General features: G+C 69.8%; 17 protein-coding genes. 15 read left to right on the forward strand and 2 right to left on the reverse strand.

All coding sequences use genetic code 11. The features are described 5' to 3' along the window. Window positions 1-130 precede the first annotated feature (130 nt). Complete coding sequence (locus ACTHJJ_RS05185) at window positions 131-1,174, forward strand: cation diffusion facilitator family transporter (protein WP_440301871.1); 1,044 nt, start codon at window positions 131-133, stop codon at window positions 1,172-1,174. Between the two features lie 258 nt (window positions 1,175-1,432). Here the strand turns inward: ACTHJJ_RS05185 and ACTHJJ_RS05190 are convergent, their stop codons facing one another. Together ACTHJJ_RS05190 and nrdR are read right to left on the reverse strand one after the other, a co-directional pair. Further along, window positions 1,433-4,327, reverse strand: a complete 2,895-nt coding sequence (locus tag ACTHJJ_RS05190; RefSeq protein WP_440301872.1) for a vitamin B12-dependent ribonucleotide reductase — start codon at window positions 4,325-4,327, stop codon at window positions 1,433-1,435. A gap of 123 nt (window positions 4,328-4,450) precedes the next feature. Continuing rightward, window positions 4,451-4,939 carry a transcriptional regulator NrdR gene (nrdR, locus tag ACTHJJ_RS05195; RefSeq protein ID WP_440301873.1) on the reverse strand — a complete coding sequence of 163 codons (489 nt, stop codon included), beginning with the start codon at window positions 4,937-4,939 and terminating at the stop codon, window positions 4,451-4,453. A gap of 553 nt (window positions 4,940-5,492) precedes the next feature. On the opposite strand from nrdR, the gene ACTHJJ_RS05200 reads away from it, so the two are divergent. The 14 genes from ACTHJJ_RS05200 (at window position 5,493) to ACTHJJ_RS05265 (ending at window position 23,516) form a co-directional block, all read left to right on the forward strand. After that, complete coding sequence (locus ACTHJJ_RS05200) at window positions 5,493-8,141, forward strand: M14 family zinc carboxypeptidase (RefSeq protein WP_440301874.1); 2,649 nt, start codon at window positions 5,493-5,495, stop codon at window positions 8,139-8,141. A 186-nt stretch (window positions 8,142-8,327) separates the two neighbouring features. Then, on the forward strand, window positions 8,328-9,158 hold the full coding sequence (locus tag ACTHJJ_RS05205) for a DeoR/GlpR family DNA-binding transcription regulator (protein ID WP_440301875.1): 831 nt from the start codon (window positions 8,328-8,330) through the stop codon (window positions 9,156-9,158). Further along, window positions 9,155-10,657, forward strand: a complete 1,503-nt coding sequence (locus tag ACTHJJ_RS05210; protein ID WP_440301876.1) for a rhamnulokinase — start codon at window positions 9,155-9,157, stop codon at window positions 10,655-10,657. Before ACTHJJ_RS05205 ends, ACTHJJ_RS05210 begins: the two co-directional genes overlap by 4 nt. Before the next feature lie 97 nt (window positions 10,658-10,754). Next, window positions 10,755-11,801, forward strand: coding sequence for an autoinducer 2 ABC transporter substrate-binding protein (locus ACTHJJ_RS05215; RefSeq protein WP_440301877.1), 1,047 nt, complete (start codon window positions 10,755-10,757; stop codon window positions 11,799-11,801). Window positions 11,802-11,907: 106 nt separating this feature from the next. Continuing rightward, window positions 11,908-13,455: a sugar ABC transporter ATP-binding protein gene (locus ACTHJJ_RS05220; RefSeq protein WP_440301878.1), complete on the forward strand. Its 1,548-nt coding sequence runs from the start codon at window positions 11,908-11,910 to the stop codon at window positions 13,453-13,455. Continuing rightward, the gene (locus tag ACTHJJ_RS05225) at window positions 13,455-14,480 is read left to right on the forward strand and encodes an ABC transporter permease (RefSeq protein ID WP_440301879.1); all 1,026 of its coding nucleotides are present in this window, start codon (window positions 13,455-13,457) and stop codon (window positions 14,478-14,480) included. Before ACTHJJ_RS05220 ends, ACTHJJ_RS05225 begins: the two co-directional genes overlap by 1 nt. Further along, entirely contained in the window at window positions 14,477-15,580 is a 1,104-nt protein-coding gene (locus tag ACTHJJ_RS05230) for an ABC transporter permease (protein WP_440301880.1), read from the forward strand. Before ACTHJJ_RS05225 ends, ACTHJJ_RS05230 begins: the two co-directional genes overlap by 4 nt. Then, entirely contained in the window at window positions 15,580-16,374 is a 795-nt protein-coding gene (locus tag ACTHJJ_RS05235) for a class II aldolase/adducin family protein (RefSeq protein WP_440301881.1), read from the forward strand. Before ACTHJJ_RS05230 ends, ACTHJJ_RS05235 begins: the two co-directional genes overlap by 1 nt. 4 nt (window positions 16,375-16,378) lie before the next feature. Then, the gene (locus tag ACTHJJ_RS05240) at window positions 16,379-17,080 is read left to right on the forward strand and encodes an HAD family hydrolase (RefSeq protein ID WP_440301882.1); all 702 of its coding nucleotides are present in this window, start codon (window positions 16,379-16,381) and stop codon (window positions 17,078-17,080) included. A 1-nt stretch (window position 17,081) separates the two neighbouring features. After that, the gene (locus ACTHJJ_RS05245; RefSeq protein WP_440301883.1) at window positions 17,082-18,530 is read left to right on the forward strand and encodes an FGGY family carbohydrate kinase; all 1,449 of its coding nucleotides are present in this window, start codon (window positions 17,082-17,084) and stop codon (window positions 18,528-18,530) included. A gap of 27 nt (window positions 18,531-18,557) precedes the next feature. Further along, on the forward strand, window positions 18,558-20,615 hold the full coding sequence (rhaD, locus tag ACTHJJ_RS05250) for a bifunctional rhamnulose-1-phosphate aldolase/short-chain dehydrogenase (RefSeq protein WP_440301884.1): 2,058 nt from the start codon (window positions 18,558-18,560) through the stop codon (window positions 20,613-20,615). Window positions 20,616-20,625: 10 nt separating this feature from the next. Beyond that, a complete protein-coding gene (locus tag ACTHJJ_RS05255) occupies window positions 20,626-21,525 on the forward strand; it encodes a sugar phosphate isomerase/epimerase family protein (protein ID WP_440301885.1) in 900 nt (299 codons plus the stop codon). After that, window positions 21,522-22,685 carry an L-rhamnose isomerase gene (rhaI, locus tag ACTHJJ_RS05260; RefSeq protein ID WP_440301886.1) on the forward strand — a complete coding sequence of 388 codons (1,164 nt, stop codon included), beginning with the start codon at window positions 21,522-21,524 and terminating at the stop codon, window positions 22,683-22,685. The genes ACTHJJ_RS05255 and rhaI overlap by 4 nt, the downstream gene beginning before the upstream one ends. A gap of 108 nt (window positions 22,686-22,793) precedes the next feature. Further along, window positions 22,794-23,516 (forward strand): hemerythrin domain-containing protein, encoded by a 723-nt coding sequence (locus ACTHJJ_RS05265; RefSeq protein WP_440301887.1) that lies wholly within the window; start codon window positions 22,794-22,796, stop codon window positions 23,514-23,516. The last annotated feature ends 20 nt before the right edge of the window (window positions 23,517-23,536 follow it).

Here is a 23,536-nt window from a genome sequence, read left to right on the forward strand (position 1 = left end):
ATCCGGAAGGTCTCTGCGGCCAGGTCTGCCTGCTCGTCCTCCGGCATCGACAGGTCTGGAAGTTCCTCGTGCATGCATCACAGCCTACGCGTGTTCATACCTTCGCATATGTGCAGATAGCATGGTCTGCATGAGTTCCACCCCGAGCCCGTCCCCACTCCACAAGGACGGTCACGACGACCACGGTCACGACGCGCACGGCCACGGTCACCACCTAGAGCACGGATCGGGCTTGTGGGAGAGGTTGCGGCACGCCGTCACGCCACACTCGCACGATGTGGCCGACTCCCTGGACGAGGCCCTCGAGTCCAATGCGCGAGGTATCCGCGCCGTGCGGCTGAGTCTCGTCGGGCTCGGCGTGACGGCCGTCCTACAACTGTTCGTCGTCGTCATCTCCGGGTCGGTGGCCCTGCTGGCCGACACGATCCACAACTTCTCCGACGCCCTGACCGCCATCCCGCTCTGGATCGCTTTCGTTCTCGGCCGCCGCGCGGCGACGCGTCGCTACACCCACGGCTTCGGTCGGGCCGAGGACCTCGCCGGCCTCTTCGTCGTGGCCATGATCGCCCTGTCCGCCGTGACCGCCGCCTGGCAGGCGATCGACCGCCTCGTGAACCCCGCCCCAGTGCACAACCTCGGCTGGGTCGCCCTTGCCGGCTTCGTTGGCTTCCTCGGCAACGAGGCCGTCGCGATCTTCCGCATCCGCGAGGGCAACGCCATCGGATCCGCGGCCCTGGTCGCAGACGGTCACCACGCCCGTACCGACGGACTGACGTCTCTGGCCGTCCTCATCGGGGCCGGCGGAGTCGCCCTGGGCTGGTCGTGGGCAGACCCGGTGGTCGGTCTCCTTATCACCGTCGCCATCCTCCTGGTGCTGCGCACCGCTGTCCGAGACGTCTTCCGCCGGCTCCTGGATGGCGTGGAGCCTGAGCTGGTCGACTCTGCCGAGAGACTGATCGCCGGCGTGCCCGGCGTCCTGCGGGTCGATGAAGTTCGGATGCGATGGGTAGGCCACGAGGTGCACGCCGAGGCCGTGGTGCACCTCGCCGGGGATCTCTCGCTCGAGGCCGCCGACTGCGTGGCGCGAGACGCCGAGCACCACCTCCTCAATGGCATCCCACGGCTGACGCGCGCGGTTGTCCGGGCGCGCCCCCAGGGTGCCGTCGCCGGCTGATCGAAGCCCTGCATCGGGGGATCACAACTCCGACCACCGGCAGTTGAGGACGTTTGCGACCGCGGCACACCCCTGGGCGAACCGGCCCTCCCAACTGGGGTCCGGTGTTCGCTGCTCCGGACGCCGAACGGCCCGGCCCCCTTGGGGAGCCGGGCCGTTCCGCTACCGGAATGTCATTCTGACCGATCTGGTGACATTGCTGACCAAAAGAATGTCAGTCGTGACCAAGTCGTGCATGACATTTCCTGACCGATGACATCAGCTGCAGCCGCTGGTGCTGCCGCAGCCTTCGCAGACGTAGCAGGAGCCTGCGGGGCGCATCTTGGTGCCGCAGGTCATGCAGATCGGGGCGTCGGCGGAGATGCCCTGGAACTTCTCCATCAGCTCCGCGGACGAGTGGACGTCCGAGGACGTCTCGCGGGCAGAGGCTGCGCCGGCGCCGGACTTGACCTCGGCGGACTTGTCCTCGGCCTTCTCCTGCTTCGGCTCCGCCTTCTTCGCGAGCGGGGCCGACTGCTGGAGCGACTGGAGCTCGTCCTCGATGCCGTCATCGCCCTCGGTCACGATCTCCTCGAAGGAGCCGGTCTCGACCTGACGTGCCCGCTCGGCCGCGGTGTGGATGCCGATGAAGGAGCGGGTGTCGAAGTCGAGGTAGTCGAGCGCCAGGCGACGGAAGACGTAGTCCATGATCGACTGCGCCATGCGCACGTCCGGGTCGTCGGTCAGGCCGGCCGGCTCGAAGCGCAGGTTCGTGAACTTCTCGACGAAGGTCTCGAGCGGCACGCCGTACTGCAGGCCGATCGACACGGCGATCGAGAACGCGTCCATCACCCCGGCCAGGGTCGAGCCCTGCTTGCCGAACTTCAGGAACAGCTCACCGAGCTGGCCGTCGTCGTAGGTGCCGGCGGTGAGGTAGCCCTCCGCTCCCCCGACGGCGAACGACGTCGTCTGCGAGGTGCGCCGCTTCGGCAGGCGACGCCGGACCGGGCGGTACTCGATGACCTTCTCGACCGCCTTCTCCGCATCCTTGGACTCGGTCTTCGCCTTGGCGTCGGAGAGCGGCTGGCCGACCTTGCAGTTGTCGCGGTAGCAGGCCAGAGCCTTGAGACCGAGCTTCCAGCCCTCCATGTAGACCATCTCGATGTCCTCGACGGTCGCGGTCTCGGGCAGGTTGACCGTCTTGGAGATCGCGCCGGAGAGGAACGGCTGGACGGCCGCCATCATCCGCACGTGGCCCATCGGCGGGATCGCCCGGGCGCCCATCGCAGTGTCGAACACCTCGTAGTGCTCGGGCTTCAGGCCCGGGGCGTCGATGACATGGCCCTTGTCGGCGATGAACTCGACGATCGCCTCGATCTGCTCCTGCTGGTAGCCGAGCTTCTTCAGGGCCCGCGGGATCGTCAGGTTGACGATCTGCATCGAGCCGCCGCCGACGAGCTTCTTGAACTTCACGAGCGAGAAGTCCGGCTCGATGCCGGTCGTGTCGCAGTCCATCATGAAACCGATGGTCCCGGTCGGGGCGAGCACCGACGCCTGGGCGTTGCGGTAGCCGTGCTTCTCCCCCAGCTTGATGACGTCGTCCCACGCCTTCGTCGCGAGCTTGTGGATCGACAGGTCCATCGCGTCAAGGGTCTTGATGTTGTCGTTGGCCACCTGGTGCTTGCGCATCACGCGCTTGTGCGCGTCGGCGTTGCGGGCGTAGCCGTTGTACGGCCCGACGACCGCGGCGAGCTCGGCCGAGCGCTTGTAGGACGCACCGGTGAGCAGCGAGGTGATCGCCGCGGCGAGCGAGCGGCCGCCCTCGGAGTCGTAGCCGTGGCCGGTCGCCATGAGCAGGGCGCCGAGGTTGGCGTAGCCGATGCCGAGCTGGCGGTAGTTGCGGGTCGTCTCGCCGATCGGGTCGGTCGGGAAGTCGGCGAAGCAGATGGAGATGTCCATCGCGGTGATGACGAGCTCGGCGACCTTCTGGAAGGTGACGGCGTCGAAGGTGTCGTCGTCGCGGAGGAACTTCAGCAGGTTCAGCGAGGCGAGGTTGCACGAGCTGTTGTCGAGCGACATGTACTCGGAGCACGGGTTGGACGCGGTGATGCGGCCGGTCTCCGGGTTGGTGTGCCAGGCGTTGATTGTGTCGTCGTACTGCAGGCCGGGGTCGGCGCACTCCCAGGCGGCCTGCGAGATCTTCTTGAAGAGGTCACGGGCGTCGACCGTCTCGATGACCTCGCCGCTGAGGCGGCCACGGAGACCGAACTCGGTGCCGTCCTCGACGGCCTGCATGAACTCGTCGGTGACCCGGACGGAGTTGTTGGCGTTCTGGTACTGGACCGAGACGATGTCCTTGCCACCGAGATCCATGTCGAAGCCGGCGTCGCGCAGGGCGCGGATCTTGTCCTCCTCGCGCGCCTTCGTCTCGACGAACTCCTCGATGTCGGGGTGGTCGACGTCGAGGACGACCATCTTCGCGGCGCGGCGGGTCGCGCCACCGGACTTGATGGTGCCCGCGGACGCGTCGGCACCACGCATGAAGGAGACCGGGCCGGAGGCGGTGCCACCGGAGCTGAGCAGCTCCTTGGACGAGCGGATCCGGGAGAGGTTGAGGCCGGCGCCGGAGCCGCCCTGGAAGATCTTGCCCTCTTCCTTGTACCAGTTGAGGATCGAGTCCATGGAGTCGTCGACGGACAGGATGAAGCAGGCGGAGACCTGCTGCGGCGACTTCGTGCCGACGTTGAACCACACCGGCGAGTTGAACGAGAAGACCTGGTGCAGCAGGGCGTGGGTGAGCTCGTGCTCGAAGGCCTCGGCGTCCTCGTCGGTGGCGAAGTAGCCGTGGTCCTTGCCGGCCTTGACATAGGTCAGCACGACGCGGTCGATCAGCTGCTTGAGGGAGGTCTCGCGCTGGTCGGTGCCGAGCGCGCCACGGAAGTACTTGGTCGTGACGATGGTGCTGGCGTTGACCGACCAGAAGTCGGGGAACTCGACGCCGCGCTGCTCGAAGATCGTCTCGCCGGTCTTCCAGTTCTGCTGGACGACGTCCCGCTTCTCCCACGTCACCTCGTCATACGGGTGAACGCCCGGCGTCGTGTAGATGCGCTCGATGGTGATGCCCTTCTTGGCACCGCCCCGCGAGCGTGAGCTGCGGTTCCCGATCTCCGTCATGCTGTGGCCTCCCAGACCATCGATCCCTGTTGGTGTAAACGCCTGATCCTGCTGTTGCATGCCAGTCTGTCGCCGGGGTCTGACACTCACCCGTGGTGCTGCGTGGCGACGATGTGGAGGGGTTTACCGCGCCGCGTCGGCGGGAGCGGGCTGCTCACCCGCGGTGTCCCGCTCGGCGCGCAGGAGCGCGATGGCTCCTTCGAAGTCCTCGAGGCTCTCCCACGCCTGGTAGACGCTGGCGAACCGGAGGTAGGCGATCTCGTCGAGCCTGCGGAGCGGCTCGAGGACGGCCATGCCGACCTCGTGGGCCTCGACCTCCGCGTTGCCCTGCGACCGGATCGCCTCCTCGACCTGCTGCGCGAGCAGGGCGAGGTCGTCCTCGGTGACGGGCCTGCCCTGGCACGCTTTGCGCACCCCGGACAGGACCTTGGCCCGGCTGAACGGCTCGGAGACACCGGATCGCTTGATCACGCTGAGACTGCTCGTCTCGAGCGTGGTGAAGCGCCGGCCGCACGCCGGGCACTGGCGTCGCCGTCGGATGCAAGCGCCGTCGTCGGTCGTCCGTGAGTCGATGACACGAGAGTCGGTGTGCCGGCAGAACGGGCAGTGCACTCTCGACCTCCTCCTGGGGACAACCTGTTGATGACGTGTGGGCAAGCCGCCTGCCGCTGGGGACTACATGTGGACGACTTACACGTCTGTAACTACTAGATGTAGGGGTAACTCTAAGCACTCACCCCTACGTCCGCAACCGCATCGGACAGGTTCGGCGTGGCGTGTCGCTGACCTGCGAAAACGCCCAAAACGGTCCTCCTCGCAGCGGCCGACCCCCCGCCCGTCCGGTGCCAGCACCCCCCGCCGGCCCTCCGGGCGCCCCAGGAGTCCCATCTGTTGCAGGGGTGTGCCGGGCCCAATAGCGTCCATCTCACCCTTTAGTTCGGGGCAACTCACACCCTCTCCGGAACCAGGAGGAACAACGATGTTCCACGCCGTCGGTAGAGAGGGAACACCACGTCGCCGAGTCGCAGGCATCGCAGCTGCCGCACTTGTCGCGTCGGTGCTCCCCATAGGAGCTGGCGCAGTCGCCAGCGCCGCACCACCCTCCACCACCACATGCAGCGCAGACCCGAACGCCAGACTGGCGTCAGTACCGAGCCCCCAGCAGGTGCTCGGCTTCCCGCTCGGCAAGGGGCAGGAGCGCCCCGTCACCACCGAGGAGATCAACGAGTACCTGCAGGCCGTCGACCGGGCCTCCGACCGGGTCATCACCGGCGTCATGGCCAAGAGCGTGACGGGCCAGCCCCTGCCGTACGCGATCGTGTCGAACGAGCAGACCTTGACCCCCGGGCAGCTGCAGAAGGTCGCCCAGCAGATCTCGGAGATGCGCGACCCGCGCTCGCTCAAGCCGGACAAGGCGGCCCGGTATGCCGCGGACACCCCGGCGATCGTGTGGGTGGCCGGCAACGTCCACGGCGGCGAGAAGAGCGGCGCCGACGGCGCTCTCCGGACCCTGTACGAGCTGGCGAGCGGCCAGTCCTGCGACGTCCAGAAGCGCCTGGACAATCTCGTCACGGTGATCGTCCCCACCCAGAACCCGGACGGTCGCGACGCCAACCGCCGGCAGAACGAGTTCGGCTTCGACCTGAACCGTGACTGGTTCGCCCGGACGCAGCAGGAGACGGACGGCAAGATCGAGCTCCTGCGCAAGTTCCCGCCGCAGGTGTTCATCGATGCGCACGAGATGGGCGGCCGGCAGTTCTTCTTCCCGCCCAACGCCGACCCGATCCACCACGAGGTCGCCGACCAGCCGGTCGACTGGATCAACCGGATCGGGGCGGCCAACAGCAAGGCCTTCGAGGAGAACTACAACGGCGCCTGCCGCCCGGGCGTCACGACCGAGTGCTACTTCAACTACCAGTCGTACGACCTGTTCTTCATGGGCTACGGCGACACCGTTCCCGCCACCGGCTTCGGCGCTGCCGGCATGACGTACGAGAAGGGCAGCTCCTCGACGATCGAGGACCGAGCCCAGCAGCAGTACCTCACCCAGTGGGCGACCACGGGCTGGGCCGCCGACAACAAGCAGGAGGTCCTGCAGGGCTACTACAAGATCTGGCAGACCGCCCTCGCCGAGGGCAAAGCCGGCCAGCTGGAGCCCAACGAGGTGGTGCAGCCGACGAACTCCGTGCAGTTCCCGGTCCCGGACATCACCGTCCGGTCCTACTTCCTCATGCCGGACCGTCAGGTCGGTGACGTCCGCGCGCTCGTCGAGCGGCTCCGCGGGATGGACGTCGAGGTCTATCGGCTCAAGGACCCGATCACCGTGCCGAACGCCCGGCTCTTCGGCGGGCGCAGTGCGCAGAACATGACCGTCCCGGCAGGCGCGTACTGGATCCCCATGGAACAGCCGCAGAAGCACTGGATCCAGGCCCTCATCGGCGAGGACCCGTACGTCCCGTTCCCCTACTTCTATGACGTGTCGTCCTGGAGCAACCCGCTCCTCATGGGCGTCGAGACGGTCTACACCGGGGACGTGCTCGCCCCCAAGGCCGACCTGGTCAAGGGGATCGACGGCGGCATCGCCGTCGCCGCGCCGACAGGCGGGTCGTACTCCTACCCGCTCGACTCCGCGGCCGCAGCAGAGCTGACCTTCAAGCTCCTGGCCCAGGGGACCGAGCTGCACCGGGACATGGCCACGGGCGTCGTGCGCGTGCCCGCCGCCGGACCGGTGAGCTCGATCGACAAGCTCGCGAGGACGTATGGCGTGACGCTCACAGGGAGCGCCGCTGCGGCATCCGGGACACCTCTCCAGCGGCCCGAAGTCGGGCTGTTCGCGGGCACGGGCATCTCGACCACCTCCGGGTCATACGGTGAGGCCCGCTACGTGCTTGGCGAGCGGTGGGGCCTGGAGCTCGGCCCCGTGACGACGGCGGACATCAACGGCAACACGCCCGCGTTCACCAGCCGCAGCGTGCTCCTCGTGCCGGACGGCAGCAGCTCGAACGGCGGCCTCAACGCCGCCGGGCTGGCGAACCTCAAGGCGTGGGTCGCCGCCGGCGGCACCTACATCGGCCTCCGCAACGAAGGCACCCGGATCGCCCGCACCGCCGGACTCACCTCCACCACGGAGAAGCCGAAGCCGACCGGATACCAGGTCATCGGCTCGCACTTCCGGGTCGACGTGGACACCAGCAGCCCCGTCTCGTTGGGCCGGCCGGCCGAGGACTTCGAGTTCAACAACTCGGACTCGATCCTCACGCCCAGCACCACGGGCACCAACGTCCTGACCTACCCGGCCGACGACTCGTTCTGGTTCAACGGCTACACGGTCAAGGCAGACGCGCTCAAGGGAACTGTTGCCCTCGTCGACGAGCCGACGGGCGCCGGCCGGGCCGTGCTGTTCGCCTACAACCCGCTGTTCCGGGCCTACAACGAGAACGGCATTCACATGGTCGCCAACGCCCTGCTCTACCCGGCGAAGCCAGCGGCCAAGGCGCCGACCCAGCAGCGTTCGGTCGCGCCCCAGGGCAACGTCGAGGCGTCCCGGGCGGCGGCCGCCGCAGCACCGGTCGCGCCGAACCTCGGAGGCGACTGGCGGCCGATCACCATCGAGGTGGCGACCGCAGACCGCGGCCGCGCCGAAGCCGTTGTCGCCAAGTACGCGGCCACGGCGCACACGTCGGTTGCCGACGGCTCGGCCTACATCGTGATCCCGAACCCCGACGGCCTGCAGGTCGACGAGCACCCGTTCCTCCGTGACCTGGTGCGCGACCTGGACGGCGCGAGGATCACGCTCCGTTCGGTCGTGGGCTGACCCCTCTCCGGTGGTTCCGGACGCCCGTCCGGAACCACCGGACCACCGCCGGCGCAAACCGCGGGCGGCTCTTCGCAAGCCCGGAAGTTTCACTTCTCTTTCGCTTATTGTCATCGAACTTTCGCTTCCTTACGCTCGTGGCAGTCCCCCAAAGACCCACTCGCCACAGCCGTCGAGGAGGTGCACATGGCATCGCTCACCGAGTTCGACCGCGAGCAGGCCATCCTGCGCCAGCTCGAGCAGAACGGCCGGGTCGACGTCAACGAGCTCGCGGAGGCTTTCAAGGTCTCCACGGTCACGGTCCGCAAGAACCTCGAGGCCCTCGAGCGGCGGGGCATGCTCCGGCGGATCCGCGGCGGCGCGCTCAGCACCCCGATGGCCGACGAGGGCGCCTTCGAGTTCCGCCAGCGGGTCTCCCCCGCGGCCAAGCGGGCCATCGCGCGCCACGCGGCCGGTTTCGTGCGCCCCGGCGACGTCATCGCGATGGACTCGTCGACGACGTGCTACGCCCTCGCCGAGGAGCTCGTCGACGTCCAGCCCCTCACCGTCATCACGAACGGCCTGCGGGTGTCGCAGTTCCTGCTCAGCGAGACGAACGCGACCGTCATCGTCCCGGGTGGGGTCCTGCGCCGCGCGTCCGAGTCGATGGTCGGCTTCCTCAGTGACGTCTTCACGGGCCGCGGCCGGGTCGACAGGGGCTTCTTCGGCCTCGTCGGCCTGAGCCGGGAACGCGGCCTGCTCGACATCAGTCCCGAAGAGGCGCATGCCAAGGCGGCGCTCGCCTCGGCCTGCCACGAGGTCTACGCCCTGTTCGACTCGACCAAGGTCGACCGCTTCGGGATGCACCCCTTCGTCACGGCGGACCGGGTCACCCGGATGGTCTCCGATATCGGCACGCCCAAGGCGGTCCACGCGGACTGGACCAGGGCCGGCGTCGTCTGGGACCTCGTCGACCCCGACAGCCGGCTCGACGGCTCACCACGGCCCACCGCGACGCAGCCGAGGAGGCGGCCATGACGGCGACCCGGCACGTCGCCGCCATCGACCTCGGCGCGGAGAGCGGCCGGGTCGCGAAGGTGTCCTTCGACGGCGAGCGCCTCTCGCTCGAGGTGGCACACCGGTTCTCCCACACCCCCCACCCGGTAGACGGGATCCTGCGCTGGGGTTTCGACGACCTCCGCGCGGGCGTTCTCCAGGGGCTCCGCGCACTCGCCGCAGGCGGCGACCCCATCGCGTCGGTGGGCGCCGACACCTGGGGCGTCGACTACGGGCTGCTCGACGCCGGCGGCGCTTTGGTCGACGAGCCCACCTGCTACCGGGACGCCCGACAGCCGCGGGCCCGGGCCCGGGTCCTCGATGAGGTCGGCCCGTCCCGCCTCTACGACGCGACCGGCGTGCAGATCATCGACATCAACACGATCTTCGCCCTCGCGAGCGATGCCGCGGAGCGCCCGGACCGGCTCGAGCGGGCCGCGCGGCTGGTCATGATGCCGGACGTCTTCCACCACCTGCTCTCGGGCAGCACCGTCACCGAGTACACCGCGGCCTCGACGAGCGGCTGCTACGACATGGCCGCCGGGCGGTGGGCCACCGGCCTGCTCGACGATCTCGGCATCCCCACCCACATCCTCCCGGAGGTCGTCCCGCCGGGGACCGACGTCGGGCCGCTCCTGCCCGACTACGCCGTCGGCGGCCTTCGCGGCGCCCGGGTCGTCCTGCCCCCGGGCCACGACACGGCGAGCGCGGTCGTCGGCACCCCGCTCGCCAGCCCTGACGGCCTCTACATCTCCTCCGGGACGTGGTCCCTCGCCGGCATCGAGATCCCGCAGCCGATCATCTCGGACCGCACCCGGGCCGCCAACATCACCAACGAGGGCGGCTACGACGGCACCATCCGCTTCCTGCGCAACGTCGCCGGCCTGTGGATCATCCAGTCGTGCCGACGGGAGTGGGCGGCCCAGGGCACCGCCTTGACCTACCCCGAGCTCGTCGCCCTCGCAGGCCAGACGAGCGGGCTGCACAGCGTCATCAACCCCGACGCACCCGAGTTCCTCGACGGGCAGGACACCCCTTCCCGCATCCAGGAGTACTGCCGCCTCACCGGGCAGCGGGTCCCCGAGACCGTCGCCGAGATCGCCCGCTGCGTGTTCGACTCCCTCGCGCTCAGCTACCGCCACGTCGTCGCAGACCTCCGGGAGATCACCGGGCTCGCCATCCCGACGGTCAACATCGTCGGGGGTGGCTCGAACAACGCGCTGCTGTCGCAGCTCACGGCGGACGCCGTCGGCACGCCCGTCGTGTGCGGACCGGTCGAGGCCACCGCCCTCGGCAACGCGGCCGCCCAGCTCGTCGCCCTCGGTGAGCTCGACGGGCTCGGCGACATCCGCCGGGTGATCGGCTCGTCGGCCGAGCCGACCAGCTACCTGCCACGCACCCACGAGGCGTGGGACGCGGCATACGACACCTTCACCCGCCTCGTCACGACCGACCGGTCCCAGCAAGGACTCGGGGTCTGAGCCCAGCATCGGACAACACCACAAGCGTCTCTCCCACCCCGGGCGAGGCAGCCCCACCTGCCAGGACCTCCTGGCACCGTCATGAGGAGTTCACCGCATGAACCTCACACGAGCCGGCAAGGTCACGAGCGTCGTGGCCGTCTCGGCACTGCTCGCCCTCACGGGCTGTACGAAGAAGAACGACACCGGCGCCGCAGCGGGCGGCACCCAGGCCGGCGGCGGCTCCGGCAGCAAGCAGGTCTCCGTCGCCTTCGTCCCGAAGCTGCAGGGCATCCCCTACTTCGAGGCCATGAACGCCGGTGGCCAGAAGGCCGCGCAGGACCTGGGTGTCAAGTGGCTCTACCAGGGTCCGACAACGGCTGATGCGGCCGCCCAGGCCCAGATCGTGCGCTCCTACATCCAGCAGAAGGTGGGCGTCATCGTCGTCGCCCCGAACGACCCGAACTCCATGGCGCCGGTCCTCCAGGAGGCGAAGGCCGCGGGCATCCACGTGCTCACCTCGGACACCGACGCGCCCGACTCGGTCCGGGAGGCCTTCGTCGAGCAGGCGTCGACCGAGGGCATCGGCACGGCCCTCACCGACGAGCTCGCCAAGGCCATGGGCAAGAAGGGCAAGTACGCCATCGTGTCGTGTGGCGAGACCGCGCAGAACCTCAACTCCTGGATCGCGGTCCAGAAGAAGGTCACCGCGGAGAAGTACCCCAACATGCAGATCGTCTCCGTCGTCTACGCCGGTGAGGACCAGAACAAGGCCACCCAGATGGCGAGCGACCTGATGAACGCCCACCCGGACCTCACGGGCCTGGTCGGCGAGTGCACGTCGTCCGCCCCGGGCGTGGCCCAGGCCGTCAAGGACGCCGGCAAGATCGGGAAGGTCTTCACGGTCGGGCTCGGCACGCCGAAGTCGATGGCGCCCTACCTGCAGGACGGCTCGTCGTCGGCCTCGATCCTCTGGGACGTCCAGAACCTCGGCTACCTGACCGCATGGGCCGGTCAGCAGGTCGCGGAGGGCAAGCAGTTCCAGGCCAAGAACCACGTCAACGACGCGATGCCCGCCGTCGAGTACGACCCGACGACCAAGGTGCTCCTGCTCGGTCCGCCGCTGATCCTCACCAAGGACAACGTCGGCAAGTACAACTACTGACCCGCCGTGGCCCGGCCGGGTGCTGTCAGAGGCACCCGGCCGTGGCCCAGCGGCCACCCACCGAGTGCGCGTGGGCGGCCAGGGCGCTCACTCCCCAGGAGGATCGATGACACCGGTCGGATCGACGCAATCCCCGGCGAGCCTGCCCGACTCGGCGCACGCCCGGCTCGAGCTGCACGGCATCTCCAAGCGGTATGGCGGCGTCCACGCCATCCGCAACGCAGACCTCGTCGTCCGGCCGGGCACCGTACACGCCATCGTCGGCGAGAACGGCGCCGGCAAGTCGACGCTGATCAAGATCGTGTCCGGTGCCGAGACCCCGGACAGCGGCGCGATGAGGTTCGAGGGCGCCCCCATGACGGTCCGCTCGACCCAGGACGCCCTGGACCACGGCATCGAGACCGTCTACCAGGAGCCGCAGCTCTTCGCCGAGCTCACCGTGTCGGAGAACATCTTCGTCGGCCGGGAGCAGGTCAGCGGCGGACGGGTCGACTGGGCGAGCCAGCACGAGCGGGTCATCGAGCTGCTCGGGCTCCTCGGCCTGCCCGCCTCGTACGCGACCCGACCGGTCGGCGAGCTGTCCATCGCCGAGCAGCAACAGGTCTCCATCGCCAAGGCGCTGGCCGGCAATGCCAAGGTCCTCATCCTGGACGAGCCCTCGGCGATCCTCACCGACTCCGAGATCGACGTCCTCTTCGGCGTCATCCGCCGGCTCACCGACTCGGGTGTCTCGGTCATCTACATCTCCCACCGCCTCGACGAGCTGTTCCGCATCGTCCACGAGGTCACCGTGATGCGCGACGGCCGGACCATCGGCACCTACCCCATCGCGAAGCTGACGATCCGCAAGATCGTCGAGCTCATGGTGGGCGGGGCCATCGACGAGCAGGCCGAGAGTCGCGCCGTGCCGGAGGGCGAGCCCCGGCTCGTCCTCGAGAACCTCGCATGCGCGGGCCACTTCGAGCAGGTCGACGTCGCCGTCCGGCCTGGGGAGATCGTCGGGCTCTACGGGCTCGTCGGCTCCGGTGTCGCCGAGATCGCCGATGTCGTCTACGGCATCCGACATGCGACGGGAGGACGGATCCTCTTGGACGGCAAGCCGATCGCGCCCCGCGACCCGCGCGCGGCGAAACGGCACGGCATCGCCCTGCTGCCGGCCAACCGCAAGTCGCAGGGCATGTTCGCCTTCCAGTCCATCGCCTTCAACATCTCCGTCGGCCATCTCCCGCTGCTCTCACGAGTGCTCGGCTGGATGGACCGGGGCAAGGAGACGCACGTGGCTCGCGACATGATCAAGCGGCTCGCCATCAAGACCCCGAGCGAGCGACAGCCGATCTCGGCCATGTCCGGCGGCAACGCGCAGAAGGTCGTCCTCGCCCGCCAGCTGGTGGAGCGGCCCGACGTCCTCGTCCTCGCCGAGCCGACCCAGGGGGTCGACGTCGGTGCGAAGGAGGAGATCCACCGGATCATCGCCACGCTGGCAGACCAAGGCACGGCCGTCCTCATCACCACGTCGGACCTCAGCGAGGCCCTCCGGATCTCGGACCGCATCCACATCGTCAGGGCCGGCCGGACCACCAAGGAGTTCCTGCCCGGCGCGAGCCAGGCCGACGTCCTGGCCGCCGCGGCCGGCGACGAGCAGGAGGTGGCGTAGTGACCACCGCCCCCACGCCCACCCCCACGAAGGACAGCACGGCGAGCGCGCACGTCGGGCGCCGGCTGCTCCCCAGCCCGGTCACCGGACAGGAATGGGTGCTCATCGGCGTCCTCATCATCCTGTGGATCGCCCTGTCCTTCCTGACACCGGCGTTCGCCACCGCGGGCTCGTGGCAGCCGCTCCTCTCCTCCGTGGCCCCCATCGCCCTCATGGGCGTCGGCATGACGATGATCATCATCGCCGGCGGCATCGACGTCTCTGTCGGCGGAGCCATGATGGTCGCCGGTGTCAGCAGCGCGAAGCTTCTTGTGAACCAAGGCGTTCCGCTCATCGTCGCGATCCTCATCGCGATGGCGATAGGCGGCGTGCTCGGCCTCATCAACGGCGTGCTCATCGCCTACGGCCGGGTCCACGCCATCATCATCACCTTCGGCACGGCCAACCTCTTCCAGTTCATCGGCCGGCAGATCTTCGCGGACCAGACCGTCAACGGGATCCCCAACACGATCGACTTCTTCGGTCGCGGCGAGGGCGGACGCACCCTCGGCATCCCGCACAGCTTCGTGCTCACACTCCTCGTCGTCGTCGTCGCGTGGGTCTACCTCCGGCACGCCCGGACGGGCCGCCACCTCTACGCCATCGGCGGTGACCCGCTGGCCGCACGCCTCGCCGGCATCCGCGTCGAGCGACGGGTGATGTCGACCTACGTCATCACGGGCATCCTCGTCGGCCTGGCCGCTGTCTTCACGGTCGCGTCCGGCACCTCGACCCTCGACCAGTCCATCGGCTCGGGCAAGGAGCTGGCCGTCATCGCCGCCGTCGTCATCGGCGGGACGTCGATCACGGGCGGCCGCGGCTCGGTCCTCGGAACGGTCCTCGGGGCGCTGCTCGTGCAGACCGTCTCCTCCGGTGTGACCCAGCTCGGCTGGCCCAGCCAGCTGTCCGACTTCTTCGTCGGCGTCGCCATCGCGGTGGCCGTCGGCGCCGACCTGATCCGCCAACGCACGAGGAGGCAGCGATGACCACGACCGCCACGCCGCCGGTCCAGGAGCAGCCGACCCCGGAGCCTCCCCAGGAGCGCCAGCCGAGCCTGCTGAGCCGCATCGTCAAGGCTCTGCTCACCCAGCGGATCGCCCTGCTCGCCGCGCTCATCGTCATCGTCGTCGTCTGGATGACGCTGCTCGACATGGGCGGCTACCTCAACGGCTCCTACGACCCGGACTACCTCTCCGCGTCGCTCGTCGACGCCGTCCCGTTGTGCCTGCTCGCCCTCGGTGAGCTCGTCGTCATCGTCTCCGGCCGAGGCGGCATCGACCTGTCGATCGGCTCGATGGTCTCGCTCTCGGGCATGCTCTTCGGCTTCGCCTACGGGCAGTGGCACTGGGGGCTCGCCGCCGCCATCGTCCTCACCATCGTCGTCGGCGGCGTCCTCGGGGCGGTGAACGGCTTCCTCGTCGCCAATCTCGGGTTCCCGGCCCTCATCGCCACCCTCGCGACGTACTACGCCTTCAAGTCCCTCGCGCTCGTCGTGACGAACTCGAGCCCGATCTCCTCCCCCGAGATCGCGGGCCTCTACACGATCACGAACCAGGTCGAGATCCCGCTCATCGGCGGGCAGCTGCCGAACGTGCCGCTGGGAGTGTTCACCTTCTTCCTCCCGGCCGTCATCGTGATCTGGTTCGTCGTGGCCCGGACGTCGTACGGCCGGCGGCTCTTCGCGATCGGCACCAACGACGTCGCGGCCCGGTGGGCGGGCCTCGACGTGCGCCGGACCCGCTTCGTCGCCTACGTCATCTCCGGCCTGGTCGCCGGCCTCGTGGCGGTCTACATCACCGCCCAGTTCGCCTCGGCCCGGCCGGACGCCGGCACCTCCGGCAACGGGCTGGCCCTGCCCGCCATCACCATCGCGGTCCTCGGCGGTGTCGCCATCACCGGTGGCATCGGCCGGATCGCCGGCGTCGTCCTGGCGACCGTGCTCATCACGTGGCTCAACGCCGGCATCCTCCTGGCGTTCACAGGCAACGCCGGCACGCAGTACCAGCTGCTCGCCCTCGGCCTCGTGCTCATCTTCGCCGCCCTCCTCAACGGGCTGACCCAGCGCCGCTACGGAGGGACCCGCTGATGCCGACCTCGTGGAACCCGGGCCTCGTCTCGGACGACCTCCTCGAGCTGACCCGGCTGCTCGGTCAGCCCGGCTTGGACCTCGCGATCCTCGCCGAGGGCAACACCTCGGAGCTGCTCGACGACGGGCGACTCGTCGTCAAGGCGTCCGGGGCCAACCTGGCCAGCTCGACCAAGGAGGACTTCGTCGTCGTCGACGTCGACGAGGTCATGGCGCTCGTCGACGACCCCGGCGCGAGCCAGGCGGACCTGACCGCCGTCCTCGTCGCACAGGACGCGTCACGTGACGACGGCAGCCCGCGCCGCGGCTCCATCGAGACCCTCGTGCACGCGGCCGTGGCGCGGCTCGCCCGTGAGGTGGGCGGCATACGGTTCGTGGGCCACACCCACCCCACGCAGGTCGTCGGGTTGCTCGCCAGCGTCCACGCGGCGGATGCCTGGTCCCGGATCGTCTACTCCGACGAGGCGGTCGTCATCGGGCACCCTCTCTTCGTCCCCTACGCCACGCCGGGCATCGAGCTCGGTCGTCTCTACGACGAGAGGCTGCGCGAGTACGTCGCCGAGCACGGCCGGCTCCCGCAGCTCGTCCTGCTCGGCAACCACGGCATCGTCGCGACCGCCCCCACGGCAGCCGGCGTCGAGGCGGTGTCGCTGATGGCCGTCAAGGGCGCGCGGGTGCGCACGATCGCCCTCTCCGTCGGCGGGCTGGCGCCGCTCAGCGTCGCCGACGTGGCCAAGTTCTTCGCCCGCGACGACGTCGCCGAGCGTCGCACCAACCTCGCCCGAGGGCGGTGAGCGAGTGAGCCTTCCCGACCGGATCGACGTCGTCTTCTGCGACGTCGGCGGCCCGATCTACCCGGACGACAACTTCACGTCCGCGGTCCTCGCCGGCCTCGACGACCTCCAGGCCGAGCGGGGCCTCGGGCCCGTCGACCGCGCCGCCTTCGAGCAGATCTACGACGACGTCCGGGCCACCCAGGCCGGCGGCCTGCGGCGCACCCTCGCCCGGGAGCTGCTCGGCGACGAGTCCCTCCGACACGACCTGCACGAGCGGACCGGCCGCCACTGGACCCACCCCGCCGGGTCCGCCTATCCGGACGCGCTCGAGCTGTTCAGGACCCTCCACGGCCATGTCCTGCTCGGGATCGTCGCGAACCAGGAGGCGGCGACGATCGAGGCGCTGCAGCGCGACGGCTTCGCCGACTACATCGACATCTGGGGCATCTCCGCCCTCGTCGGCCACGAGAAGCCGAGCCGCGAGTTCTTCGAGTGGGCCCTCGACCAGGCCGGCACGGACGCCGCGCACGCGGTCCACATCGGGAACCGCCTCGACACCGACGTGCGGCCGGCGAAGGCGCTCGGCATGGGAACGGTCTGGGTGACCCGCGGAGAAGCACCGCCGCAGCCGACCGCCGACCAGCTCGGGGAGGCCGACCTCAGCGTGCCCGACCTCACGACGGTGGCCGCCGCCCTGCTCCCCCACGCCCGGACCCGAGGCTGAGATGACGCCCGGCGCGACCGTCCTCGGCATCGACCTGGCCACCGCCGGCGCCCGGTGCGTGGCCCTCGACGCCCGGACCGGCGCCGTCCTCGCGACTGCCCGTCGCGACCTCCCCCGCCCGGCACGGAGCGAGGGTGGGCACTCCCGCCAGCCAGCGGCATACGGCGACGTCGCGCTCGCCCTCCTCGAGGAGGTATGCCGTGAGCTGCCTCCCAACGCACCGCCCGTCCGCGCCGTCAGCGTCACGGGCACGTCGGGGACCGTCGTCGCGACCGACGCGGCCGGCCGGCCGCTCGCCGACGCGCGGCTCTACGACGACACGAGCGCGGCAACGGTGCTCGACCGGGCGGCGGTGCGGAGGGCAGCTACGCTCGGCCGCGCTCGTCTCCTGCTCGACGAGGTCCCCGACGCGCGGGTTGTCCTCACGAGCGCCGACGTCGCCTTGTCGGCGCTGGCCGGGCGACTGGTGGCCGGCGACACCTCGCACTGGCTCAAGGCCGGAGTCCGCTTGTCCAGCAAGGACTTCGAGGAGCCGTTGCTCGAGGTGCTCGGCGTGCCTCGCGACCGACTGCCCGAGCTCGTCATCCCCGGCACGGTCGTCGGAACCGTCCACCCCGCTATCGCCTCGCGGCTCGGGCTTCCGGACGGTGTGCTGCTCGTGGCCGGCATGACGGACGGCTGCACGGCGCAGGTCAGCACCGGCGCCGTCCACGAAGGCGACACGATGGGCGTGCTCGGCACCACCCTCGTCCTCAAGGGAGTCAGCGCGACCGAGGTGGGCACCGCCGACGGTGCCGTCTACTCGCACCTCGGCCCCGACGGCCGGTTCTGGCCTGGCGGCGCCTCGAACTCCGGGGGCGGGGTGCTGGCCAGCGAGTTCCCGTCCGGTGATGCGGCGGTCCTCGACGCCGTGGCGGCCGCCCACGGCCCGTCGAGCGTCGTGCGCTATCCCCTGGCCCGGCCCGGCGAGCGCTTCCCGGTAGCCGACCGGGCCATGGCCGACCTGCTCTCCGGTGCGCCGCGCGACCACGTGGACGCCTACAGCGCCGTCCTCGACGGCGTCGCACTCGTCGAGCGCCTCGGGCTCGAGCGGCTCGCCGCTCTCGGCGTGCCCTCCCGTCGGCACGTCCTGGCCGGCGGGGGAAGCCGCAGCCCGGTGTGGAACTCGATCCGGGCGGCGCTCGTCGGCCCAGCTGTCGCGGCCAGTGGCGACGCGCCCGTCGTCCTCGTCCAAGGAGCCGGGAGCGCGGTGGGTGCAGCCCTGCTCGCTGTCGCCGGTGCGGCGGACGAGCCGCTGGCCGCCGTCGTCGACCGGCTCGTCCCGTCCCCCGCACCGGTCCAGCCCGACGAGCGGACCGCTGCCGCCGCAACCGATCTCTGGGAGCGCTTCCGGCGCCTCCTTGCCGAGTCCGGACACGACCTCGCGCCCGTGCCGGCTCCCACCCACTGACCCACTCCCTCGAGACAAGGAACACCGATGACCGAGAACACCACCAGGACGGGCCTGCCCGCCGGGGTCGAGAAGCTGCTGGAGCGGAGCAACCGGCTCGGCTCGGACCCCACCGTGACGAACTACGGCGGCGGCAACACGTCCGCCAAGGTGACCGTGACCAGTCCGGCCACGGGTGAGCCGGTCGACCTGCTCTACGTCAAGGGGTCCGGTGGGGACCTCGGCACGCTGAAGCCGGAGGGCCTCGCGGTCCTCGAGCGGGACCGCCTCGTCGCCCTCGACAAGGTGTACCGCGGCGTCGAGCACGAGGACGAGATGGTCGGCCTCTTCTCGTACTGCAGCCATGGCGCCGGGGGCGCGGCGCCGTCGATCGACACCCCGATGCATGGGCTCGTCGACTACCCGCACGTCGACCACCTCCACCCTGACTCCGTCATCGCTCTCGCGACCGCGGCCGACGGGGAGCGGCTCGTCCGGGAGATCTGGGGCGGTGCGGTCGAGTGGGTCCCGTGGAAGCGACCGGGCTGGGAGCTCGGCCGGGACATGCGGGACCGGGCCGCTCGCGACGGCGTCATCGGGGCGGTCCTCGGGGGCCACGGCCTGACGGCCTGGGGCGAGACGAGCGAGGAGGTCGAGGAGCGGTCGCTGCGGATCATCCGCGAGGCGGCGGAGTACATCGAGCAGCACTCCGTCGCAGAGCCGTTCGGCGCCTTCGACGAGTCGCGTGCTCCGCTGCCGACCGAGGCGCGCCGGGCCCGCGCGGCCGCGCTCTTCCCCCACCTGCGCGGCGTCGCCTCCCGTGACGGACGGCAGGTCGGCCACTTCACCGACTCCGATCTCGTCCTCGACTTCCTCGCCCGGGAGAAGACCCACCGTCTCGTCCACCTCGGCACCAGCTGCCCCGACCACTTCCTCCGCACCAAGGTGCGTCCGCTCCTGCTCGACACCGCCCCCGATGCTCCCCTGGACGAGGTCGTCACGAGGCTGCACGAGCTCGAGGACGAGTACCGCGAGGAGTACGCCGCCTACTACGAGCGGCACAAGGAGCCGGACTCGCCGGCCATGCGCGGCGCCGCGCCCGCGATCATCCTCGTGCCGGGTGTCGGCATGTTCTCCTTCGGCGCGGACAAGCAGACCGCTCGCGTCGCGGGCGAGTTCTACGTCAACGCCATCAATGTGATGCGCGGCGCCGAGGGGGTCTCGACCTACCAGCCCGTCGACGAGGCCGAGAAGTTCCGGGTCGAGTACTGGATCCTCGAGGAGCTGAAGCTGCAGCGTCGGCCCAAGCCGAAGGCCCACGCGGGACGAGTCGCCCTTGTCACGGGTGGCGCGTCCGGGATCGGGCTGGCGACGGCCCGAGCCCTCGCGGCCGACGGCGCAAACGTCGTTGTCGCCGACCTCGATGCCGAGAAGGTGGCCGACGTCGCAACCGAGCTCGGGGGACCCGACCGCGCCGTCGGTGTCGCCGTCGACGTCACCGACCGGGACGCCGTCGCCGCCGCCGTCGCGGATGCCGTGCTCGCGTTCGGCGGCATCGACCTGGTCGTCAACAACGCAGGCATCACCCGGGCGGGCTCCGTCGCCGACACGAGCGTCGAGGACTGGGACCTGCAGTACCAGATCATGCCGCGCGGGTCCTTCCTCGTGACCAAGGCCGTCGAGCCGGTCCTGCGCGCCCAGGAGCTGGGTGGAGACATCGTCATCATCGCGTCCAAGAACGCGGTCTTCGCCGGCCCGAACAACATCGCCTACTCCTCGGCGAAGGCGGCCCAGGCCCACATGGTGCGCCTGCTCGCCGCCGAGCTCGGCGACATCCACGTGCGGGTCAACGGGGTCAACCCCGACGGCGTCGTCCGCGGCTCCGGGATCTTCTCGGGCGGCTGGGGCGCCTCGCGCGCCAAGACGTACGGCGTGGCCGAGGAGGACCTCGGCAAGTACTACGCGCAGCGGACCGTCCTCAAGGACGAGGTCCTCCCGGAGCACGTGGCGAGCGCCGTCGTCGCCCTGACCGGGGACGCCTTCCCCGTCACGACCGGGCTCATCGTGCCGGTGGACTCCGGCGTGCCGCAGGGCTTCCTCCGGTGAGGCGGGGCAGATGACCGCACCAGCAACGCAGCCCACCCGCAACCGCTTCGGGATCCACGCCCTCGTCTGGGTCGGGGGCTGGAGCGCGACCGAGGCGCGGCACGCCATCGCCTCGACGAGGGAGGCCGGCTTCGACCTCATCGAGCTGGCCGCCCTCGACCCCTCGACGTTCGACGCGGACCTGACGGCACGGCTCCTCGCCGAGCACGAGGTGTCGGCCGGGGTGTCGCTCGGCCTCGGTGAGGACACGGACGTCTCGAGCGAGGACCCCGAGGACGTCAAGCGCGGCCGCGCACTGCTGCTCGACGCCCTACATCTGACCCGCGACGTCGGCGGGACCTACCTCGGTGGCGTGATCTTCTCCAAGCTCGGCCGGTATGCCGCACCGGTGACGGAGCGAGGCCGGTCCAACTCCATCGAGTCGATCGCCTGGCTCGCGGACGAGGCGGCCGCCAGCGGGATCACGCTCGGCCTGGAGTTCTGCAACCGCTACGAGACGAACGTGCTCAACACGACCGAGCAGACCCTCGCGTTCATCGACGAGGTCGGTCGGGACAACGTCGTGGCCCACCTCGACGTCTACCACATGAACATCGAGGAGGTGTCGTTCACCGAGGCCGTCCACGCGGCGGCGGCCGCAGGAAAGCTCGGTTACGTCCACCTCGGGGAATCCCACCGAGGCGCCCTCGGCACCGGCTCGATCCCGTGGGACGAGTTCTTCACCGCCCTGCACGACGTCGGCTACGACGGCGTCATGACCTTCGAGTCGTTCTCCTCCGAGGTCGTGCACCCCACCCTGTCCTCGAACCTCGCCATCTGGCGCAACACCTGGTCGGACGGCATGCAGCTGGCCCGCTCGGCCCGGGAGTTCATCCGCACCCGCTACGAACAGCAGAGGAGTCAGCGATGACTGACACGAGCCGCCTCACCGAGCTCGACGACTTCTCGATCGAGCTCCCGTCCTGGGCGTTCGGCAACGCCGGCACGAGGTTCAAGGTCTTCGGCAGTCCGGGGGTCCCCCGAGACCCGTTCGAGAAGATCTCCGACGCCGCAGAGGTCAACCGCCTGACCGGCCTCGCTCCCCGAGTCTCGCTCCACATCCCGTGGGACCGGGTCGAGGACTGGCAGGGCCTGGTCGCGCACGCGAAGAACGAGGGCGTGCGCATCGGGGCGATCAACTCCAACCTGTTCCAGGACGACGACTACCGCCTCGGCTCGCTCTGCCACCCCGACGAGAAGGTACGCGCGAAGGCGATCCGGCACCATGGCGAGTGCATCGAGGTCATGCGGGCCACCGGATCGACCGACCTCAAGCTCTGGCTCCCCGACGGGACGAACTACCCCGGCCAGGACTCGATCCGGGCCCGCCAGGACCGGCTCGCCGACTCCCTCGCACAGATCTACGGCCTGCTCGACGAGGACCAGCGGCTGTTGCTCGAGTACAAGCTGTTCGAGCCGGCCTTCTACCACATGGACATCCCCGACTGGGGCACGTCCTTCGTGCACTGCGTCGAGCTCGGCGAGCGCGCGACCGTCGTCCTCGACACCGGGCACCACGCCCCCGGGACGAACATCGAGTTCATCGTCGCGATGCTCCTGCGCGCCCGACGACTCGGCGCCTTCGACTTCAACTCCCGCTTCTATGCCGACGACGACCTCATGGTCGGCGCGGCGGACCCGTTCCAGCTCTTCCGGATCCTGCACGAGATCGTCCAGCAGGACGGCCACCGACCCTCCTCCGGCATCAACTTCATGCTCGACCAGTGCCACAACATCGAGCCGAAGGTCGAGGGCCAGCTGCGGTCGGTCCTCAACGTGGAGGAGGCGCTCGCCAAGGCGCTCATCGTGGACCAGGAGGCCCTGCGGGAGGCACAGCGGAGCGGAGACGTGCTCGCCGCCAACGGCATCCTCATGGACGCATACCGGACCGATGTCCGCGGAGCACTGGCCGACCGCCGTGAGCAGCGGGGGCTCCCTCGAGACCCCGTGGCGGCCTACCGCGACTCGGGCTACTTCGAGCGGGTCTCCGCCGAACGGGTCGGGGGGACGCAGGCCTCCTGGGGGGCATAGCGGGCAGTTCGGACAACTTCTCGCCGGGTCGTATCAGGAGGTATGCCGTTCACCTCCTTCTCGCTGCGTGCCCCGACCGGGGTGGCGCGGATACCGAGAAGGACGACGATGACCCTCCACACCGAGACCCCCACCGCCTGGCCCACCCAACTGATGCTCCCCGGGCAGGTCGCCGCTCCGGAAGGCCCGATCGACATGACGATGATGTACGTCATGCACCACGGGTTCCGGCGGGACCTGCGGGCTTTCGCCGCTTCGGCGGAGAAGACTCCCGTCACTGACCGGATGACCTGGCAGTCCCTCGCGAACCGTTGGGACCTCTTCTCGCAGGCACTGCACCACCATCACCGCGGCGAGGACGACCACATCTGGCCGGCCCTGATGGACCGCGCGGAGGAGTGCGAGCGCGCCGTGCTCGAGGCGATGGAAGCCGAGCACGGCGAGATCGACCCGATGCTGGAAGCGAGCTCAGCGGCATACCGCACCCTGGCGCTCACGGGCGACGAAGCCGTGCGAGCGGAGCTCGCGGCGACGCTCAAGGCGGCGGTCGACAGCCTCGGGCGGCACCTGGCGCACGAGGAGAGCGAGGCGATCCCGCTGATCCAGAAGTACATCGCCGGTGACGAGTGGACGGCGATCGAGGAGACCCTCCAGAAGGGCAGCGGGCCCGCCTTCGTCATTGCGGTCGTCCCGTGGCTCATGCACGAGCTGCCGGTCAGCGCTCAGGCGCGCCTCGCCGCGGAAGCCGGCCTGCCGATGCGGGTCGTCTGGCGGCTCACCCGGGGTGCCTTCGCGCGGCGCGAGCGGATCGCCTTCCGCTACGCCGCCTGACGACCACTCGGCCGTGCACC

Source organism: Intrasporangium sp. (genome assembly GCF_051961875.1).
In the GTDB taxonomy this organism is placed as follows: Bacteria; Actinomycetota; Actinomycetes; order Actinomycetales; family Dermatophilaceae; genus Intrasporangium_A.

Bases quoted from the DNA above. Each gene is read 5' to 3' on its own strand.
- ACTHJJ_RS05205 (WP_440301875.1), top strand. From the start codon at position 8,328: ATGGCATCGCTCACCGAGTTCGACCGCGAGCAGGCCATCCTGCGCCAG.
- rhaD (WP_440301884.1), top strand. From the start codon at position 18,558: ATGACCGAGAACACCACCAGGACGGGCCTGCCCGCCGGGGTCGAGAAG.
- ACTHJJ_RS05255 (WP_440301885.1), top strand. From the start codon at position 20,626: ATGACCGCACCAGCAACGCAGCCCACCCGCAACCGCTTCGGGATCCAC.
- ACTHJJ_RS05185 (WP_440301871.1), top strand. From the start codon at position 131: ATGAGTTCCACCCCGAGCCCGTCCCCACTCCACAAGGACGGTCACGAC.
- ACTHJJ_RS05210 (WP_440301876.1), top strand. From the start codon at position 9,155: ATGACGGCGACCCGGCACGTCGCCGCCATCGACCTCGGCGCGGAGAGC.
- rhaI (WP_440301886.1), top strand. From the start codon at position 21,522: ATGACTGACACGAGCCGCCTCACCGAGCTCGACGACTTCTCGATCGAG.
- ACTHJJ_RS05235 (WP_440301881.1), top strand. From the start codon at position 15,580: ATGCCGACCTCGTGGAACCCGGGCCTCGTCTCGGACGACCTCCTCGAG.
- ACTHJJ_RS05230 (WP_440301880.1), top strand. From the start codon at position 14,477: ATGACCACGACCGCCACGCCGCCGGTCCAGGAGCAGCCGACCCCGGAG.
- ACTHJJ_RS05265 (WP_440301887.1), top strand. From the start codon at position 22,794: ATGACCCTCCACACCGAGACCCCCACCGCCTGGCCCACCCAACTGATG.
- ACTHJJ_RS05190 (WP_440301872.1), bottom strand. From the start codon at position 4,327: ATGACGGAGATCGGGAACCGCAGCTCACGCTCGCGGGGCGGTGCCAAG.
- ACTHJJ_RS05245 (WP_440301883.1), top strand. From the start codon at position 17,082: ATGACGCCCGGCGCGACCGTCCTCGGCATCGACCTGGCCACCGCCGGC.
- ACTHJJ_RS05220 (WP_440301878.1), top strand. From the start codon at position 11,908: ATGACACCGGTCGGATCGACGCAATCCCCGGCGAGCCTGCCCGACTCG.
- ACTHJJ_RS05215 (WP_440301877.1), top strand. From the start codon at position 10,755: ATGAACCTCACACGAGCCGGCAAGGTCACGAGCGTCGTGGCCGTCTCG.